Origin of the sequence: Bacillus sp. CH140a_4T (assembly GCF_008923725.1) — a bacterium.
In the GTDB taxonomy this organism is placed as follows: domain Bacteria; phylum Bacillota; class Bacilli; order Bacillales; family Bacillaceae_G; genus Bacillus_A.
This window is the reverse complement of record NZ_WBPF01000019.1, coordinates 125,297-144,251: the sequence shown is the minus strand read 5'-3', so window position 1 is coordinate 144,251 and position 18,955 is coordinate 125,297. Positions and strand designations below refer to the sequence as shown.

At 34.9% G+C, this 18,955-nt stretch carries 16 protein-coding genes; 11 read left to right on the top strand and 5 right to left on the bottom strand.

Annotation, left to right across the window (positions count from 1 at the left end; all coding sequences use genetic code 11):
* The first annotated feature begins 169 nt into the window (after positions 1–169).
* The 4 genes from ald to F8162_RS20890 all read left to right on the top strand — a co-directional run bounded on the left by ald (position 170) and on the right by F8162_RS20890 (position 5,847).
* Positions 170–1,303, top strand: coding sequence for an alanine dehydrogenase (gene ald / locus F8162_RS20905; protein ID WP_151635615.1), 1,134 nt, complete (start codon positions 170–172; stop codon positions 1,301–1,303).
* Positions 1,304–1,406: 103 nt separating this feature from the next.
* A complete protein-coding gene (locus tag F8162_RS20900; RefSeq protein ID WP_151635617.1) occupies positions 1,407–2,822 on the top strand; it encodes an amino acid permease in 1,416 nt (471 codons plus the stop codon).
* A 256-nt stretch (positions 2,823–3,078) separates the two neighbouring features.
* The gene (locus F8162_RS20895; protein ID WP_151635619.1) at positions 3,079–3,456 is read left to right on the top strand and encodes an ArsR/SmtB family transcription factor; all 378 of its coding nucleotides are present in this window, start codon (positions 3,079–3,081) and stop codon (positions 3,454–3,456) included.
* Positions 3,457–3,480: 24 nt separating this feature from the next.
* Positions 3,481–5,847 carry a heavy metal translocating P-type ATPase gene (locus F8162_RS20890; RefSeq protein ID WP_151635621.1) on the top strand — a complete coding sequence of 789 codons (2,367 nt, stop codon included), beginning with the start codon at positions 3,481–3,483 and terminating at the stop codon, positions 5,845–5,847.
* A 341-nt stretch (positions 5,848–6,188) separates the two neighbouring features.
* On the opposite strand, the gene F8162_RS20885 is transcribed toward F8162_RS20890, so the two are convergent.
* Positions 6,189–7,652: a nicotinate phosphoribosyltransferase gene (locus tag F8162_RS20885; protein ID WP_151635623.1), complete on the bottom strand. Its 1,464-nt coding sequence runs from the start codon at positions 7,650–7,652 to the stop codon at positions 6,189–6,191.
* Between the two features lie 199 nt (positions 7,653–7,851).
* Between F8162_RS20885 and F8162_RS20880 the strand changes: the two genes are divergently transcribed.
* The 3 genes from F8162_RS20880 (at position 7,852) to F8162_RS20870 (ending at position 11,254) form a co-directional block, all read left to right on the top strand.
* A complete protein-coding gene (locus F8162_RS20880; RefSeq protein WP_151635625.1) occupies positions 7,852–9,117 on the top strand; it encodes a helix-turn-helix domain-containing protein in 1,266 nt (421 codons plus the stop codon).
* Between the two features lie 5 nt (positions 9,118–9,122).
* A complete protein-coding gene (locus F8162_RS20875) occupies positions 9,123–9,377 on the top strand; it encodes a Phr family secreted Rap phosphatase inhibitor (protein ID WP_120342204.1) in 255 nt (84 codons plus the stop codon).
* 176 nt (positions 9,378–9,553) lie between these two features.
* The gene (locus F8162_RS20870) at positions 9,554–11,254 is read left to right on the top strand and encodes a M4 family metallopeptidase (RefSeq protein ID WP_151635627.1); all 1,701 of its coding nucleotides are present in this window, start codon (positions 9,554–9,556) and stop codon (positions 11,252–11,254) included.
* A gap of 63 nt (positions 11,255–11,317) precedes the next feature.
* Here the strand turns inward: F8162_RS20870 and F8162_RS20865 are convergent, their stop codons facing one another.
* Positions 11,318–11,866: a TVP38/TMEM64 family protein gene (locus F8162_RS20865; protein WP_151635629.1), complete on the bottom strand. Its 549-nt coding sequence runs from the start codon at positions 11,864–11,866 to the stop codon at positions 11,318–11,320.
* A 399-nt stretch (positions 11,867–12,265) separates the two neighbouring features.
* Between F8162_RS20865 and F8162_RS20860 the strand changes: the two genes are divergently transcribed.
* Together F8162_RS20860 and F8162_RS20855 are read left to right on the top strand one after the other, a co-directional pair.
* Entirely contained in the window at positions 12,266–12,784 is a 519-nt protein-coding gene (locus F8162_RS20860) for an RNase A-like domain-containing lipoprotein (RefSeq protein ID WP_151635631.1), read from the top strand.
* A gap of 15 nt (positions 12,785–12,799) precedes the next feature.
* Complete coding sequence (locus F8162_RS20855; protein WP_151635633.1) at positions 12,800–13,072, top strand: hypothetical protein; 273 nt, start codon at positions 12,800–12,802, stop codon at positions 13,070–13,072.
* A 48-nt stretch (positions 13,073–13,120) separates the two neighbouring features.
* Here the strand turns inward: F8162_RS20855 and F8162_RS20850 are convergent, their stop codons facing one another.
* The 3 genes from F8162_RS20850 to F8162_RS20840 all read right to left on the bottom strand — a co-directional run bounded on the left by F8162_RS20850 (position 13,121) and on the right by F8162_RS20840 (position 17,000).
* Entirely contained in the window at positions 13,121–14,383 is a 1,263-nt protein-coding gene (locus F8162_RS20850) for a VanW family protein (RefSeq protein ID WP_151635635.1), read from the bottom strand.
* A 234-nt stretch (positions 14,384–14,617) separates the two neighbouring features.
* Complete coding sequence (locus F8162_RS20845) at positions 14,618–15,634, bottom strand: LCP family protein (RefSeq protein ID WP_318826083.1); 1,017 nt, start codon at positions 15,632–15,634, stop codon at positions 14,618–14,620.
* 187 nt (positions 15,635–15,821) lie between these two features.
* The gene (locus F8162_RS20840; RefSeq protein ID WP_151635639.1) at positions 15,822–17,000 is read right to left on the bottom strand and encodes a NupC/NupG family nucleoside CNT transporter; all 1,179 of its coding nucleotides are present in this window, start codon (positions 16,998–17,000) and stop codon (positions 15,822–15,824) included.
* Between the two features lie 91 nt (positions 17,001–17,091).
* On the opposite strand from F8162_RS20840, the gene F8162_RS20835 reads away from it, so the two are divergent.
* Positions 17,092–17,478, top strand: a complete 387-nt coding sequence (locus tag F8162_RS20835) for a VOC family protein (RefSeq protein ID WP_151635641.1) — start codon at positions 17,092–17,094, stop codon at positions 17,476–17,478.
* A 107-nt stretch (positions 17,479–17,585) separates the two neighbouring features.
* Positions 17,586–18,884 (top strand): hemolysin family protein, encoded by a 1,299-nt coding sequence (locus F8162_RS20830; protein ID WP_151635643.1) that lies wholly within the window; start codon positions 17,586–17,588, stop codon positions 18,882–18,884.
* Positions 18,885–18,955 lie beyond the last annotated feature (71 nt).

The window sequence follows — 18,955 nt, the reverse complement described above, 5'->3', positions numbered from 1 at the left end:
TCAATGTTCCATATATTTACACTATTCTAAATATATAAACTTTTAAAAAATGATATGTTAGCGTTTTCATAACTTTTAAGTTATGCTAGAATAAGGACATAAGTTATTAATTATTACAAAAAGAAAAAAGACTTTCTTTTTTCTGTTAATTATAAGGGGGCATTTCATTATGCATATTGGGGTACCAGCAGAAATTAAAAACAACGAAAACCGTGTAGCAATGACACCAGCAGGTGTTGTACATTTAATTCGTAACAATCACGAAGTATTCATTCAAAAGGGTGCAGGTTTAGGATCTGGTTTCACAGATGCTCAGTATGTTGAAGCGGGAGCAAAAATTGTTGACACAGCTGAAGAAGCTTGGAACATGGAAATGGTTATGAAAGTTAAGGAACCAATTGAAAGCGAATACAAACACTTCAGCGAAGGTTTAATCTTATTCACATACTTACACTTAGCTCCAGAGCCAGAATTAACAAAAGCGTTAATCGAGAAGAAAGTTGTTGCGATTGCATACGAAACAGTGCAATTAGAAAACCGTTCTCTACCATTACTTGCACCTATGAGTGAAGTAGCTGGTCGTATGGCTGCACAAATTGGTGCACAATTCCTTGAGAAAAACAAAGGCGGTAAAGGTATCTTACTTGCAGGTGTTCCAGGGGTTAAACGTGGTAAAGTAACAATCATCGGTGGTGGACAAGCTGGTACAAATGCTGCTAAAATTGCAGTTGGACTAGGTGCGGATGTAACAATCATCGACTTAAGTGCAGAACGTCTTCGTCAATTAGATGACATTTTCGGAAACCAAGTAAAAACTTTAATGTCTAATCCTTACAATATTGCAGAAGCTGTAAAAGAGTCTGATCTTGTAATCGGTGCAGTATTAATCCCAGGTGCAAAAGCACCAAAACTTGTAACAGAAGAAATGATTCAATCAATGGAACCAGGTTCTGTTGTTGTAGATATCGCGATTGACCAAGGTGGTATTTTCGAAACAACTGACCGTATTACAACTCATGATAACCCAACTTACGAAAAACACGGCGTTGTTCATTATGCAGTTGCTAACATGCCAGGTGCGGTTCCACGTACATCAACTCTTGCATTAACAAACGTAACAGTACCATATGCAGTACAAATTGCGAACAAAGGCTACAAAGAAGCTTGCCTAGGCAACACTGCATTATTAAAAGGTATTAACACATTGGATGGCTATGTAACATTCGAAGCAGTTGCAGAAGCTCACGGTGTAGAGTACAAAGGTGCTAAAGAATTATTAGAAGCAGAAACAGTATCTTGCTAATAGAAGCATTATACAAAACAAAATCGAACAATATATAAAACAACATGATAAGAGCTAAGAGATAATACCTCTTAGCTCTTCTTGGCAAAAGGGGGCATACATCGTGGCCAACCTATTTAAAAAGAAATCCGTTACGCAACTGTTAGGGGAAAGTAAAAGTAAAACTTTAACGAAAACGCTAGGGGCATTCGACCTAACAATGCTAGGGATTGGTGCGATAATCGGTACAGGAGTTCTAGTATTAACAGGATTAGTAGCAGCAAGAGATGCTGGTCCAGCAGTTATTTTTTCATTCATGATTGCAGCGATTGTTTGTGGATTTGCAGCATTATGTTATGCAGAAGTTGCATCTACACTTCCGGTTTCAGGTAGTGTGTACACATATTCATATGCGACAATTGGTGAGTTTATTGCCCACCTAATGGGATGGACATTACTATCCGTATATGTCGTAACAACTGCCGCAGTAGCTGGTGGATGGACGGGTTATTTTAATAACTTAGTGAGTGGATTAGGACTTGAAATTCCTAAAGCCTTATTAACGATTCCATCGCAAGGTGGTATGGTGAACTTACCCGCAATTATCGTTACGTTGGTGATAACTTGGTTATTATCACGAGGTACAAAAGAAAGTAAGCGTGTGAATAACATAATGGTATTAATTAAAATTGGTATTGTTGTTTTATTCATTGCAGTTGGTGTATTCTACGTGAAACCAGAAAACTGGATACCATTTGCACCATACGGCATAAGTGGAGTTTTCGCCGGAGGAGCAGCAGTATTCTTCGCGTTCTTAGGATTTGATGCATTAGCAACTTCTGCTGAAGAAGTAAAAAATCCGCAACGTGATCTGCCGATTGGTATTATTGCTTCATTAGTCATTTGTACAATCATTTATGTTGTAGTTTGTCTCGTTATGACAGGTATGGTTTCTTATAAAGAATTAGATGTACCAGAAGCTATGGCATATGTGTTAGAAGTTGTAGGACAAGACAAAGTAGCAGGTATAATCGCAATTGGAGCTGTAATTGGTATTATGGCTGTAATTTTTGCTTACATTTATGCAACAACACGTGTATTCTTCGCGATGAGCCGTGACGGTTTATTACCAAAATCATTTGCAAAAATTAATAAAAAGACAGAAGCACCAACATTTTCAGTTTGGTTAACAGGAATTGGTAGTGCTTTAATTGCTGGATTTATCGATTTAAAAGAATTGTCGAATTTAGCGAATATTGGAGCGTTATTAACATTTGCCATGGTGGGTGTAACTGTTATCATTCTTCGTAAAACGCATCCGAAATTACAACGTGGATTTATGGTACCACTTGTACCAATCTTACCGATTATTTCAGTTGCATGTTGTCTATTCTTAATGGTAAATTTACCATTAAAAACATGGATATACTTCGGTGTTTGGTTAGCAATGGGAGTAGTTGTATACTTTGTTTATTCGAAAAAACATAGTCATTTAAAAGACGATGGAAGTTCGCAGGATAATTTAGATCAAGCTAATTAAAAGGGATATAAGTATAGTAAGCCTTGTGCGTCTAGGGAGCGCACAAGGCTTTTTTCTTTTGTGCAAAATGTACATCCTTTTTTTGTATGAGAATGTAATGGATGCGGAAAATATTTGTACGCCTTATTAAAGTGTGAACAAAATGTTCGGAAAAATGTATGAGATTTCATTGACACATATGAATGAACGCTCATATAATAAAAGTATAAGACATATGAATAATTGTTCATATGTTCAAATGAAGAGGTGAGCTATAATGGCTGAAAATAAAGTAGAAACACCACAAGAGACATGTTCTCAAACGATAATTCATGAAGAAGTTGTTGATCAAGTAAAACAAACAATTCCAAATGATGAAAGTTTAAGTAAAGTAGCAGAATTATTTAAAGTATTAGGTGATCGTACACGTACGAGAATATTACATGCGTTATTTGAAGCTGAAATGTGTGTTTGTGATTTAGCGTATTTATTAGGGATGACACAATCATCTATTTCACATCAGCTCCGTGTGTTAAAGCAAGCGAAACTTGTAAAGAATCGTAAAGAAGGAAAGGTCGTTTATTATTCGTTAGCTGACCAGCATGTAATTCATATCTTCGAGCAAGCGTTTGAACACGTAAACGAGGAAGAGTAAAAAAGAACGCGAGGAGGGAGAACGATGGCTGAAGCATTAGTGAAAAAGAAACTGATGTTAGAAGGTTTAGATTGTGCGAACTGTGCAATGAAAATCGAAAAAGGTGTTGGAAATATAGAAGGAGTAAATTCTTGCTCTGTAAATTTCGCGACAAAAACAATGATTTTAGAAACAGCTCAAAATAAAGAAGTCGAAGTTGTTACAGAAGCAAAACAACTTGTTACAAAATTAGAACCGCATATTAAAGTGCAAGAAGAACAAAAAAATAAAGTTGCAAAAGAAGTATTTATATTAGAAGGTTTAGATTGCGCGAACTGTGCGATGAAGATTGAAAATAAAGTTAAGGAAATGCCGACTGTTTCAGCAGCAACTGTTGATTTCGTATCAAAGAAATTACGAGTAGAAGTAGCGAATAAAAGAGAATTAGAAGCGACTGTAGCAAATATAACGAATGTTGTTCAAAAGTTAGAACCAGATGTGAAAGTTGTTCGTGAAGAAAAAGGTCGTCATGACCACGGACATAGTCACGACCATGGTGAAGCGAATGTGAAAAAGATGGTAGGACGATTAGTGGTCGGCGGAATTTTGACAGCAATTGCTGCATTAGCTGGCTTACCACAAATGATAACAATTCCGTTATTCGTCCTTGCGTATTTATTAATAGGTGGAGATATCGTTTGGAGAGCGGTAAGAAACATAACTCGCGGCCAAGTGTTCGATGAGAACTTCTTAATGGCAATTGCAACATTAGGAGCTTTTGCGATTCAACAATATTCAGAAGCTGTTGCGGTAATGCTATTCTATCAAGTAGGGGAACTATTCCAAAGTATTGCGGTCAATCGCTCCCGAAAATCAATTACTTCATTAATGGATATCCGTCCTGATTATGCGAATGTGAAGGTTGGAAATGAAACGAAACAAGTATCACCAGAAGATGTACAAATCGGCGATTATATTATCGTGAAGCCTGGTGAGAAAGTACCATTAGACGGAAAAGTAGTTGAAGGAACATCAATGGTAGATACTTCAGCATTGACTGGTGAATCTGTACCACGTGAAGTCGAAGTTGGAAATGATGTATTAAGTGGTTTTGTAAACCAAAATGGTGTATTAACAATTGAAGTTACAAAAGAATTTGGTGAATCAACTGTATCAAAAATTTTAGATTTAGTTCAAAATGCAAGCAGTAAAAAAGCGCCAACAGAAAACTTTATTACGAAGTTCGCGCGTTACTACACTCCAGTTGTAGTTATTACAGCAGCGATCATGGCGTTTATTCCACCACTTATTTTAGAAGGAGCTACATTCTCGGAATGGATTTATAGAGCTTTAGTGTTCTTAGTAATCTCTTGTCCATGTGCGTTAGTTGTATCTATTCCTCTTGGATTCTTTGGAGGAATTGGTGGTGCATCTAAAAGTGGTGTGTTAATAAAAGGAAGTAACTATTTAGAAGCTTTAAATGATGTGAAATATATTGTTTTTGATAAAACAGGAACATTAACAAAAGGTGTCTTCAAAGTTACAAAAATGGAACCAAGCGAAGGTATTACAAATGAAGAATTATTAGAGTATGCAGCATTTGCTGAAGTGTATTCTAATCATCCAATTGCACAATCTATTCGAAAGGCATATGGAAAATCAATTGATGAAAAAATAATCGATGATTATAACGAAATTTCTGGTCACGGTACAGTCGTAAAAGTACAAGGAAAAGAAATTTTTGCAGGTAATGCTAAATTAATGAGAAAAGAAAACATTAGATTTAAGCAACCAGAAACGGTAGGTACATTAGTTCACGTTGCTGTAGATGGGGAATATGCAGGTTATATCGTTATCTCTGATGAGGTAAAAGAAGATTCAAAACAAGCAATTCAAAAATTAAAAGAACTAGGTATTAAGAAGACAGTCATGTTAACTGGTGATGCAAAATCAGTTGGTGAAGCTGTTGGTAAAGAATTAGGTTTAGATGAAGTTCACGCAGAACTATTACCGCAACAAAAAGTAGAAGAGATTGAAAAAATTGATGCGGCGAAGAACGGAAAAGAAAAAGTTGCTTTCGTTGGTGATGGTATTAATGACACACCGGTATTAGCAAGAGCAGACGTTGGTATTGCGATGGGTGGTTTAGGATCAGATGCAGCGATTGAGGCGGCAGACATCGTTATTATGACTGATGAGCCTTCAAAAATTGCAACAGCCTTAAATATTGCAAAACGCACACGACGCATTGTATGGCAGAATATCATCTTTGCATTAGGGGTAAAAGGATTAGTTTTATTACTTGGTGCTTTCGGTATTGCAACAATGTGGGAAGCTGTCTTCTCAGATGTGGGTGTGACACTACTTGCAGTGTTAAATGCAATGCGTGTACTACGAGTGAAAGACTTGTAAAAAAGAGGACGCAGCCTGCGTCCTCTTTTTTAGGTTATTTATTCACAAAATAATAACAAATATTATTTTGTGAATAAACAACCTAATATTAAAATTTGCAAATAAAAAATATTTGTCTTACTATTTTAATATATTTTCCACAAAGATACATAAAGCGGGATAAAACAGAGAAGGAAAAGCTTCTCTGTTTTATCCCGCTTTAATGGGCAGTAAGACCCCCACCTCAAAATTTAGCGAAAGCAAAGAATTTAGGTGGGGGATCAACTGCCCCTAAAATTCCGATTGGTTCAACTAATAATCAGTGGGGAATGAAGAAAACCCCCACTGATTAAAGTTTCACTTTATTTTTGTATATTTTTTTCAACTTGTTCTCGAACAGTTTGAATGTAATTCATTTTATGATCCCAACATTCTTGACTTAAATCGACAGGATACTCTTCGGGATTTAAAGTTCGCATATACTCTTCCCAAAATAGGGCGAGACTTTGTTCATTGTATTTTTGAATATCTAATATGTCTGGTAGTTCATATGTTCTTTCACCGTTAACGAAAATGTCTTTATGCAGTTCGCGGGCTTCAAAGTTTGTTACAAATTTACTTATATACGTGTGAACAGGATGAAACATTTTTAAGCGTTCTTCTTTTCCTGGTTCTTCAGAATTTAATGCAATATAATCACCTTCTGCATGATTATTAACTCGATTGATAATGCGATAAATTCGTTTCAGTCCTGGAGTCGTAATTTTTTCAGGGTTAGATGAAATTTTAATTGTATCATTTAATTTTCCATCAGTATCTTCAATCGCAACTAGTTTATACACAGCCCCTAACGCTGGCTGCTCAAAGGACGTAATCAATTTTGTTCCAACGCCCCATACATCAATTTTTGCTCCTTGAGATTTCAAGTGCATAATTGTGTACTCATCTAAATCGCTAGAAGCAATAATTTTTGTATGTGTAAACCCAGCTTCATCTAGTAGTTTTCTTGCTTTTTTAGATAAATAAGCCATATCACCACTATCGAGGCGAATGCCGTAAAAATCGATACGATCTCCAAACTCTTTTGCGACGCGAATTGCATTTGGAACACCGGATTTTAATGTGTCATATGTATCAACGAGAAAGACGCATTTTTTATGAGTTTCAGCGTATTTCTTAAACGCGACATATTCATCGCGATATGCTTGAACGAAAGAGTGGGCGTGCGTGCCGGCTACAGGTATTCCGAAGCGTTTTCCAGCACGTACGTTACTCGTAGAGGAGAAACCACCAATAAAGGCAGCGCGTGTGCCCCAAAGAGCTGCGTCAAACTCGTGAGCACGTCTTGTGCCGAATTCTAAAAGTTCATCATTATTTGCAGCATGCTTCATACGAGCAGCTTTTGTTGCAATTAATGTTTGGTAATTCACGATGTTTAGCAGGGCAGTTTCAATAATTTGTGCTTCACCGAGCGGTGCATCAACACGTAATAAAGGCTCGTTATTAAATACAACTTCACCTTCTTGCATACTTCGAATGGTCCCAGTGAATTTCATATTTTGTAAATACTGAAGGAATTCTTCTTCAAATTGTAATTCTGCTAAATAAGCGATATCGCTTTCCATAAAGCTGAAGTTTTCTATGTACTCTACAATCTTTTCAAGGCCAGCAAAAACAGCATAACCGTTCTCGAATGGAAGTTTTCGAAAGTATAAATCAAACACCGAGCGGCGATTATGAATGTTATCTTTCCAATATGTATAAGCCATATTAATTTGATATAAATCTGTATGTAAGGCATAGCTATCGTCTTTATAATAAGTCATCGCGAAAACACCTCCATAATTTGGTTATAGTATACCAATTTTTCACCGCTCGTAGCAAAGAAAGGATATGAAGGTAGAGTCAAGAGGGAAAAAAATGAAATAATGCATATTTTTTAGAAAATTAACATTTATCAATTTATATTTCTCAAGATTTTATGTATTATTAGAGTAATGGGGGTAATGAGAATGGAGGAGGACAATGCAACAAACATTAGAAAAAATAGGCAAACAAGTCTTTTATAAACGGCTACAGCAAAAAATGACACAAGAAGAATTATGTCAGGGCATTTGTTCTGTCTCATACTTAAGTAAAATCGAAAATGGAAAGATCGAAGCATCAGAAGAAATTCTACAATTGCTCTGCACAAGGTTAGAAATTGCCGTGACGGATTTGAGAGATGTAGAAGAAGATGTGAAGGGGAAGCTGGATGAATGGTTGAATGCACTCGTTCATTTGGACAAGCAACAAGTAGAACGCATATATGAAGAATTACAAGGTGAAATGAAGCATGTTTTGGATTTTGAAATTATAAATTATTATAAGTTACTTTATACGCGGTATTTAATTATGAAACGAGATTTTCCTGCTGTTGAAGAAGAGTTGGAAAGATTAAAAAAAGTTTACAAGAAATACTCACCTTTTCAGAAGATGTTGTATACGTACAGTAAGGCATTGCTACTTAGTCTGCAATATAAGCATAAGGAAAGTTTGGAGTATTTAATTGAAACGGAGGAAATGGCTAAAGAGCAAGGATATTATGAAACTGGTATATATTATAACTTGAGTCTTGCGTATAGTCACCTAAATATACCACATTTAGCCATGCACTTTGCTCATATTGCCATGGAAGGGTTCCGTAACGAATACAAATTCCGTTATGTAATAAATTGTCAAACGATTATTGCTTTAAGTTATGTGGAAAAAGCACAGTATGAAGAAGCTCTAAAGATTTATGAAAGTATATTAAGAGAAGTGGATTCTTTTGCGGAAAAAGACATGATTAAAGCTATGACTTTAAATAATATGGGAGAATTATATCATTATAAGAATGAACATGATAAATCTAAAAACTATTTTCTTCAAAGTTTTCAATTGCAGCAGACTGTCAACATGAATTATATTGAAACAATTTATGGTTTGGCCAAACAATGTATTCATCTTAAATGTTATGAAGAAGCGCAGAAATGGATAGAAAAAGGAATTGAATGCTCACGCAGTGATGAAAAATATAATAAAATGATTTATTCTTTCTGTATATTTAAGTATAAATATTTTGGAGAATCCCAAGAGTTTAAGAGATTTTTAGAGAATGAGGCTATTCCATTTTTTAAGAGTGTGGGTAGTATGAAAGAATTGAAAAATGCCTATTTGGAATTAGCAATGTATTTAGAAAATGAATTTAAGTACGAGGAAAGCAATAAATATTATAAAGAAGTTATTAAAGTTTTGGAAGAAAGGGAGTAATTGAATTGAAAAAGCGTATATATGGTGTAGTAGGGTTGGGGATAGTAGCAATTCTTTCTTTAGGAGTTAATTATTCTAATCCAGACATATATGGAGTAAAATCCTTGAAAGAAGGATCAGTAAATTACTCTAATCCAGATATTTATGGATTGAAGTCTGTAAAAGAGGGAAATATACAATATTCTAATCCGGATATTTATGGATTTAATTTTTCAGAAAAAAGCTTTATAAATTATTCTAATCCAGATATTTATGGTTAAGAAAATGTTGAGAAACCCCTTTCCAATCGGAAAGGGGTTTTTTCAATATTTGTTCTCCAAAATCCTACAAAACTTGAGAAAAAAATTATTTGAATTTTTAGTATATTAATAGTGGAAACATAGTGCTACGATAAAACTACTCTTTTTCAAAAAAAATTTTATTAGGGGGAAGGTTCATGAAAAAGAAAAGTTTAGCGTTAGTGTTAGCGACAGGAATGGCAGTTACAACATTTGGAGGGACGGGCTCTGCGTTTGCAGATTCTAAAAATGTGCTCTCTACGAAGAAGTACAATGAGACGGTGCAGTCACCGGAGTTTATTTCTGGTGATTTAACTGGAGCAACTGGTAAGAAAGCAGAATCTGTTGTGTTTGATTACTTAAACGCAGCAAAAGGTGATTACAAGTTAGGGGAAAAGAGTGCGCAAGATTCTTTCAAAGTGAAACAAGTGAAGAAAGATGCTGTAACGGATTCAACGGTATTACGTTTGCAACAAGTATATGAAGGAGTACCTGTATGGGGGTCTACTCAAGTAGCCCACGTAAGTAAAGATGGTTCTTTAAAAGTATTGTCTGGAACAGTTGCGCCTGATTTAGACAAAAAGGACAAGCTGAAAAATAAAAATAAGATTGAAGGCGCAAAAGCGATTGAAATCGCGCAGCAAGATTTAGGGGGAACACCGAAATATGAGGTAGAACCAAAAGCGGACTTATATGTATATCAAAATGGTGAAGAAACAACATATGCATATGTTGTAAATTTAAACTTCTTAGAGCCAAGCCCAGGAAACTATTACTATTTCATTGAAGCAGATAGCGGTAAAGTATTAAATAAATATAATAAACTTGATCATGTAACAAATGAAGATAAGTCACCAGTTAAGCAAGAAGCTCCTAAACAAGAAGCGAAACCGGTTGTAAAGCCTGTAACAGGAACAAATAAAGTAGGAACTGGTAAAGGTGTATTGGGAGATACAAAGTCCTTGAATACAACGTTATCTGGATCATCTTACTACTTACAAGATAATACGCGCGGAGCAACGATTTTCACATATGATGCGAAAAACCGTTCAACATTACCAGGAACATTATGGGCAGATGCAGATAATGTTTTCAATGCAGCGTATGATGCAGCGGCAGTAGATGCTCATTACTATGCTGGTAGAACATATGATTATTATAAAGCTACATTTAACAGAAACTCTATTAATGATGCAGGAGCACCATTAAAATCAACAGTTCATTACGGAAGTAAGTATAATAATGCGTTCTGGAATGGCTCGCAAATGGTTTACGGAGATGGTGATGGTGTAACGTTTACTTCATTATCTGGCGGTATTGATGTAATTGGTCACGAATTAACGCATGCTGTTACGGAGTATAGCTCAGATTTAATCTATCAAAATGAATCAGGAGCATTAAATGAAGCTATTTCAGATGTTTTTGGTACATTAGTAGAGTATTATGATAATCGTAACCCAGATTGGGAGATTGGTGAAGATATTTACACGCCTGGTAAAGCAGGAGATGCGCTTCGTTCTATGAGTGATCCAACGAAGTATGGTGATCCAGACCATTATTCTAAGCGCTACACTGGTTCTGGTGATAACGGCGGCGTTCATACGAATAGCGGTATTATTAACAAAGCAGCTTATTTGTTAGCGAATGGTGGTACACATTACGGTGTTACTGTAAGTGGTGTTGGTAAAGATAAGGTAGGAGCGATTTATTACCGTGCAAACACGCAATATTTCACTCAATCTACTACGTTTAGTCAAGCTCGTGCTGGTTTAGTACAAGCTGCAGCTGATTTATATGGAGCAAATTCTGCAGAAGTAGCAGCAGTGAAGCAATCATATAGTGCTGTTGGTGTAAACTAAGGTTTTAAAGGGGAGTTATTAATAAAATACCTCAAAAATAAAGAAGGAGCATAGGCTCCTTCTTTATTTTTTTCTCCATTTTTTCCACAAATAATACAATCCGACACAACCCGCGATTGTTATAATCCACTTTGCTTCATTTGTTCCATTTATGACGTGGTAGGCAGAATATACTTCAATCAATAAGGACGGTATTTTTCCTATTGTGCTGGCAATACTGAAAGAGAGTAATGACATTTTGCCTAAAGCGGCAAATAAAGTCACGATACTTGATGGAATGAAAGGTATGAATCGAAACGATAGAACGAGTAGAAAGGCCTCTCTACCTTCTACATAAAGTAGGCGTTCTACCTTTGGATACTTATTTACTTTGTTGTGTGTGAATTTCTGAAGGCCTATACGATAAATATAAAACGAGATAATAGCCCCTAATGCCTCACCTGTGATCGAAATAATGGTTCCGTTCGTTACACCAAAGACCTGTATGTTAATAGCGGTCAAAAAAATACTAGGGATAAAACCTAAAAGACTGATGATGATGTTAATTAAGATACTAAGTGGAATTGCGATTGAATAATAGTCTGTTAAGAAGTTTTGAATTGTTTCAGCCATTGTTTAAAATCCTTTATCTTTTTTTGCATTACACCATATTTCTATTGTGTAGGCAAGTGCAAATTTACATAATGTAGAAAAATGTTGATGAAACACCATTATTATACCTTATATAGGTATTGGGTATATAAAATAAGGGGTATATTTTTATGTTTTAAAAAATACCGAATGAATTCTGAAATTAAAGGGTTTATTCGGTATTTATAATGGTGATTTAATTCGGGAAATAATTTGAAAATCATGGGGGTATATTTTAAAAAGGGTCCAAAATAGTAGTTTGATGAAACTATGGTGGTAATAGTGCAAATTTAATGAGGGATTTAAAAAATATGTATGTTTTTTTGTTGTGAAATTGACTTTTAGTTAAGTTATGATAATAATCATGGAAGAGGTGATATGATGAAACGAATAAGTAGTCTTTTCTTGAGTAGTTTATTGGCATTAATGCTGATCTTAAGTGGATGTGCAGGAAAAGAACAAAAAACAGAGAAACAAACAGGGAATCAATCGACATCAGTAGAAAAAATTAGTGATAATATTTTAGATGAAATGGAAGGGCCACCTAAAAATGGTCATACGATTGAAAGACATGTAGGCAAAACAGAAGAGGATTTAAAGAATCGCTTGAAGACAGATAAAGTATCAGCGGCAAGTACATACTATGATAAGGAAACAGCGACGAAAGCTGTAAAAGATAGTTTGAAGCAGCATGATAAGGAAATTCAAGATTGGTTAAAGAATTCTAAAGAGGCTCGTCTCGTATTAAATACAACTCATTCATTCCCGGTTGGAAAAACGGTAATAAAGAAATATATGAATGTAAAAGACAAGTTAGTCAAAACTGTTACTGTTTTAGCGAGAGATAAGTCAGGAGATCTAGGATATAAGATCATTACTTCTTATCCATCTGACAAATAAGAGGGGGGAGTACATATGTATACGACATTACAATACTTTCTTAAATCGTACTGTACGTTAAGTGTTCATGAGGATGAAATAGTAGGCGTGATGGAAGAGTTTATAGAGCAAGAAGACGAAGAAATTGTTTTGAAATTACGCGATGAATTATTATATATGAAGAAAAAGGATGCTTGGGAAGAGGCGTGTGTATTAGCTGCGAAGCTAGGAAATCGTATGTGGTCCTTAGAAGAAACGAAAGACCATCTTGAAGCTTTTTTACTATTATTGCAAAAGAAAAAGGCGTGAGTAAATCACGCCTTTTTCTTTTTTGAAATTTGCCCGTTTATTAGCACCTCATTGTTTTGGAGCGCTTTTATATACGCTTTTTGAAATTTGGCCATTAGATATTACTTCACCGTTTTGTGTGACTTTTTTATACGTAACTGCTGTTATTTTGTCATTAGCTCTACTAATTACTTGAGAAGAAACTTCAACATTTTTACCAGTATTTGTACCGAAAATGCGTGTAGTAATACTGCCTCCATTTGAAAATGCTTGAATATAAATATGATTGCCTGTATTGTTTTTAAATTTTAAATCTGGACCATAATCTGCCACTGCTGCATCTTGCCCAAGTGGTAAATAATTTACGGGCATCGAATGATTGCTTCGAGAAACAATGCCTAAATCTGCTCTTAAAGCGGCGCTATATAAAGTACTACTAACTTGGCAAACGCCTCCGCCTGCACTTTGTATAACTTTACCTTGTGAAAAGACTGCTGCGGATTTATAACCATGGGCAGCATCAGTTACGCCAACACGGCCATTAAAACTAAATGTTTCATCAGGTGCGACAATAACTCCACTTAAAGTATTAGCTGACTTATTTACGTTAAAGGATTGGTTCCCATTACGACCAGCCATTGGAGTCGAATATTCAGCAATTACTTCTTTAATGCCCATTTTCTGTATATCTTCTGTAGAACGTTCAGGTTTTAATAGTGTAACTGGTAACGTAACGTCAGATGTACCAGAAGTAATGGCCTGTTTCGTTAAATCAGTTAACTTTCCTTTGTCAATTTTTTCACCATTTTGACTTTGGCTAATATTTACTGTAGAGCCTTCAATATTTAATTCTGCATTAACAGGATTTTTTAATGTGTCATTATATTTATCCTTCATAAAGCTTTCATAAGCAGTTGTATTTAATTGAGGCGTTAATTTATAATCACGTTTTAATTCACCGTTTTCAGCCTGCTTCCGCATTTGGTAACGATTCATTGCATTTCCTTCTTGTTCTTTAAAGATTTTGTCGATAATATCTTTTTCCTTATAATTTATCCCTACGTCTTTCCATGTGTACGTTTGTTTATCATTTTGGAATATGTAGGTAAGAGATTTTTGGTCTAATTCAGTTACCTTTTGATTAATAATTGCTTGAATATCTTTCTTATTTTTTCCATCGAGAGAAATACCTTCAAATGTAGTATTTGGTAATGCAATAGTATCTAATTGATTATTTAGTTTGGATACATATTGATATCCACCAACACCGCCTACACAAAGTAATATGCCCCCAGCAATTGCAGAACCGATCAGTATTTTACTTAGCTTCATTTATTTCCCCCCAGAAATTTTTGTATAAATATATGTATTACATTTTTTGTATAAAAATGATGAAAATAACATTATGTACGTACTAGTATACTATTATTTCCATTATGTGTGTAATGTTTTTATAAAAAATGTTACATTGCTGTAATAATTGTCTCTTTTTGTCACAATATGTACGAGAAATATGTTGAAAATTATAATAAAAAGGCTGTCTAGAAAGATCTAGCAGCCTTTTTATTATAATTTTTTATGTTCATTTTTATTCGTAACACCGAGATGTTCTTGTAGTGTTGTCGAAATATTATTGACGCTTGTTTCATTTGGAACGTAATAATAAATACCACCTATATATTTATCAGTACCTTCTACTTGCATTTTGTCCATTTTTAAATTGGAATCCATTGAATTTTTGGCAATGGTCATCATATCATCAAAAGTTAAATTTGTTTTTAAGTCTTTATCAACAGCATCTAATAGGCCACCAATTTTATTAATGGAATTCAGAGATAGTGCTTTTTCAGCAATAGCTTCTAAAACAAGCTGTTGTCGTTGACCGCGCATATAATCACTGTCGATATGACGAGTTCTAGCTAGTGCCAATGCCTCTTCTCCATTTAAATGTTGACGTCCTTTTTTCAGATGAATTGCACCTGCTTCGTCTTTACTATTTTGTTCTGTAAACTCAACCGGAACATCGACAGTAATACCACCAAGAGAATCGACAATTTTAATAAATGATTTAAAGTTGAATTTTACATAGTAATCAACTGGAACATCTAAAAAGTTCTCTACTGTATCAATTGTGCTGTCCACACCACCGAATACGTGCGCATGTGTAATTTTATCGTATTTATCACGTGATTTAATGTAGACACGTGAGTCACGTGGAATACTGACAAGCTTAACAGATTTATCGTTTTTATTAATTGTTGCAAGTAATAGCGCATCTGTACGAGTTGCTTTTCCGTAATTTTTACCCCTAATATCACTTTCATCAACACCCATAATAAGTAGAGAAATGTTATCAGTCATAGGTTTAACGGCTTTTTCACGTTTGCTGGATTTATCCCCGCGGCCCAGTTCAGAATAGGCATTACTTAATATAGACTTTGCTTTACTATATATATGGAAGGAGTAACCTCCTGCTCCAAGTGCTATAATCAGTAATGGAATAAGAAGGAACCAAAGTAGACGTTTTTTCTTTGAGCGTCCTTTTTTGGCTCGAGTATCTTTGTTCATATCGGATTTCATCATTTTTTCTCCTTTAAAACTATCAAAGTGTATACATCTAGAAGCGCATTCAAACACATAAAAAATATTGTACGCTAAATAAAAGCGATTGTACATGTATAAAAAATAGATGTCTTGATTATTTATAAAGACATCTATTCGTTATTGTATACAAAAGATAGGGATAAGAAAATGATAAAATTTTACCTAATTACAACATAATGCTTACGATAATTGCAGATAAAATGCTAACGAGAGTAGCTCCATATAGTAATTTAAGGCCAAATCTGGCAACGACGTTTCCTTGTTCTTCGTTTAATCCTTTTACCGCACCTGAAATAATGCCGATAGAAGAAAAGTTAGCAAAAGAGACGAGGAAGACAGAAATAATACCAACTGTACGAGGAGAAAGGCTATTAGAAATTTTACTAAGGTCCATCATTGCTACAAATTCATTCGTTACCAGCTTCGTTGCCATAATGCTACCAGCTGTGACAATTTCAGAACTTGGTACACCGATAAGGAATGCAACAGGCGCAAATACGTAGCCGATCAATTGCTGGAAAGTAATGCCGAATATAATGAGGAATAGGTCATTAATGCAGCTAATTAATGCGACGAATCCGATGAGCATAGCGCCGACAACGATGGCTACGCGAAAGCCATCTAGAATGTATTCTCCAAGCATTTCAAAAAAGCTTTGCTTTTCGCCTTTAATTTCTAAAATATCTTCGTCATCTTTCACATCGTAAGGGTTAATGATGAGTACGATAATAAACCCACTAAATAAATTGAGAACGAGTGCGGTTACTACATATTTAGGTTCAATCATTGTCATGTAGGCACCTACGATAGACATAGATACGGTTGACATGGCAGAAGCACAAAGTGTATAAAGACGGTGTTTTGGAATTTGAGCTAATTGTTTTTTAACCGTAATAAAAACTTCTGATTGGCCGACAATAGCAGATGCGATAGCGTTGTAAGATTCTAATTTCCCAAGCCCATTTATTTTGCTAAGGAAGTAACCGATCCAATGAATAAAAAATGGTAGTATTTTGAAATGCTGTAGTATACCAATTAAGACGGAAATGAAGACAATTGGTAATAATACAGTAAGGAAAAATGACATTTCACCTGTATTGGCAAGACCGCCAAATACGAAGTTTATACCATCAGCAGCATAATCGAGTAGCTTTGTAAACAGACTGGAAATGACCCGAATAAGTATGAGGCCGATTTCTGTATTTAATAATAAATAGGTTAAAATCAACTGTATAATAAGCATGATGAAAATTGGTTTAAATTTAATATGTTTCTTATTGTTGCTAGCAATATAAGCAAGGAAGAAAACAACGATAAGTCCCACGAAAAAAGTAATAAATTTCATAGTAAGCCCCCTAAAAGAGATATTCTGCTATATATGTTTTTCATTTCAAGGGAGAATATGCATCTTTGGTAAAGAAAGGAATAGAGAGAGCATGAATATATGTAGAGTGCACCACGTTGCAATTATTTGTTCGAATTATGAACTGTCAAAGGATTTTTATACTCGGATATTAGGTTTTAAAGCGATAAATGAAGTATATAGAAAAGAACGAGATTCTTATAAATTAGATTTATGTGTAGGGGAAGAGTATCAAATTGAATTATTTTCATTTCCTAGTCCACCTGAGCGCCCAAGTTTTCCAGAAGCAGCTGGACTTAGACATTTAGCATTTGCTGTTACAAATATAGAAGAAGCTGTAAACAATTTAAAACAATGCGGTGTGGAGACTGAAGCGATACGTATGGATGAAATTACGGATAAAAAATTTGTCTTTTTCCAAGATCCTGATGGCTTGCCTTTAGAATTGTATGAGGCTTGAAATTGGTGAATTTTATATAGGGTTGCTTTCAAATAAATGAAGAAACTAAAGTGAAACTTCTTTTTTAAAGGAGGTGTAACTTTAGCTAAGAAAGCTAAAGGACATATGTGGATATTTTAAAATTATTGATGGTAGCCATCCTTATTGCGTTAACAGCATTTTTTGTGGCTGTTGAGTTTGCAATTATTAAGGTGCGTAGCAGTCGTATTGATCAACTCGTTATTGAAAAACGAAGAGGAGCATTGGCAGCTAAAAAAGTAACTTCAAATTTAGATGAGTATTTATCAGCATGTCAGTTAGGTATTACAATTACTGCTTTAGGACTTGGGTGGTTAGGCGAGCCGACAATAAAACATTTACTCGAGCCGTTGTTTTTAAAACTACACTTATCTCCTGCAATTGCAAGTACAGTTTCATTTATTATTGCCTTTGCAGTGATTACGTTTTTACATGTTGTTATTGGTGAACTTGCTCCGAAGACGCTCGCTATACAAAGGGCAGAGCAAGTTAGCTTATTATTATCGAAGCCAATTATTTACTTTTACCGAGTAATGTATCCGTTTATTTGGGCTTTAAATGGTTCAGCAAGGCTTGTGACAGGGTTATTCGGATTACATCCGGCTTCTGAACATGAAGTAGCTCATTCGGAGGAAGAATTACGATTCATCTTATCTGAGAGTTATGAGAGCGGAGAGATTAATCAAAGGGAATTTAAATATGTAAATAATATTTTTGAATTCGATAATAGAGTCGCAAAGGAAATTATGGTACCTCGTACGGAAGTTGTAGGCTTATATGAGGACGAACCATTTGAAACACACATTAAAATAATCGCACAAGAAAAATATACGAGGTATCCCGTATTTGGTGAAGATAAAGATGAAATCATTGGGATGGTTAATGTAAAGGATTTATTTATTCGTTATATGGATGGTAATCGAGAGGAGGAGTGCTCGATTACACCATATACAAGGCCAGTTATTGAGGTGTTAGAAAATATTCCTATCCATGATTTGCTATTACAAATGCAAAGAAAACGAATTCCGTTAGCTGTATTATATGATGAATACGGCGGTACAGCAGGGATTGTTACACTAGAAGATATTTTAGAAGAAATTGTTGGAGAAATCCGAGATGAATACGATGAAGATGAACACCCGCCTATAGAGCATATAAGTGAAGGCTATAAAATCGTAGAGGGAAAAGTGCTTATTAGTGAAGTGAATGATTTATTTGGCATACACTTAATCGCTGATGATGTAGATACAATCGGTGGCTGGATTATGGTACAAAAGCAAATCGTTGCTGAAGGAGATGTTATTGAAAAATCCGGCTTTTCTTTTAAAGTTCTTGAAAAGGATATGCATCAAATTAAACGAGTGGAAATAAAGAGGGTAGAAGAATGATTTTCTATATTTTTTTATAAAAGATATATATAGAAAGATAAATGTTTGCGCTTTCAAAAAAGGTGCTATAT

What these genes read in the sequence shown, in the direction of transcription:
- F8162_RS20835 (WP_151635641.1), top strand. Translation starts at nt 17,092, where the DNA reads ATGAATATATGTAGAGTGCACCACGTTGCAATTATTTGTTCGAATTAT.
- F8162_RS20845 (WP_318826083.1), bottom strand. Translation starts at nt 15,634, where the DNA reads ATGATGAAATCCGATATGAACAAAGATACTCGAGCCAAAAAAGGACGC.
- F8162_RS20885 (WP_151635623.1), bottom strand. Translation starts at nt 7,652, where the DNA reads ATGACTTATTATAAAGACGATAGCTATGCCTTACATACAGATTTATAT.
- F8162_RS20870 (WP_151635627.1), top strand. Translation starts at nt 9,554, where the DNA reads ATGAAAAAGAAAAGTTTAGCGTTAGTGTTAGCGACAGGAATGGCAGTT.
- F8162_RS20860 (WP_151635631.1), top strand. Translation starts at nt 12,266, where the DNA reads ATGAAACGAATAAGTAGTCTTTTCTTGAGTAGTTTATTGGCATTAATG.
- F8162_RS20865 (WP_151635629.1), bottom strand. Translation starts at nt 11,866, where the DNA reads ATGGCTGAAACAATTCAAAACTTCTTAACAGACTATTATTCAATCGCA.
- F8162_RS20855 (WP_151635633.1), top strand. Translation starts at nt 12,800, where the DNA reads ATGTATACGACATTACAATACTTTCTTAAATCGTACTGTACGTTAAGT.
- F8162_RS20840 (WP_151635639.1), bottom strand. Translation starts at nt 17,000, where the DNA reads ATGAAATTTATTACTTTTTTCGTGGGACTTATCGTTGTTTTCTTCCTT.
- F8162_RS20895 (WP_151635619.1), top strand. Translation starts at nt 3,079, where the DNA reads ATGGCTGAAAATAAAGTAGAAACACCACAAGAGACATGTTCTCAAACG.
- F8162_RS20850 (WP_151635635.1), bottom strand. Translation starts at nt 14,383, where the DNA reads ATGAAGCTAAGTAAAATACTGATCGGTTCTGCAATTGCTGGGGGCATA.
- ald (WP_151635615.1), top strand. Translation starts at nt 170, where the DNA reads ATGCATATTGGGGTACCAGCAGAAATTAAAAACAACGAAAACCGTGTA.
- F8162_RS20880 (WP_151635625.1), top strand. Translation starts at nt 7,852, where the DNA reads ATGCAACAAACATTAGAAAAAATAGGCAAACAAGTCTTTTATAAACGG.
- F8162_RS20890 (WP_151635621.1), top strand. Translation starts at nt 3,481, where the DNA reads ATGGCTGAAGCATTAGTGAAAAAGAAACTGATGTTAGAAGGTTTAGAT.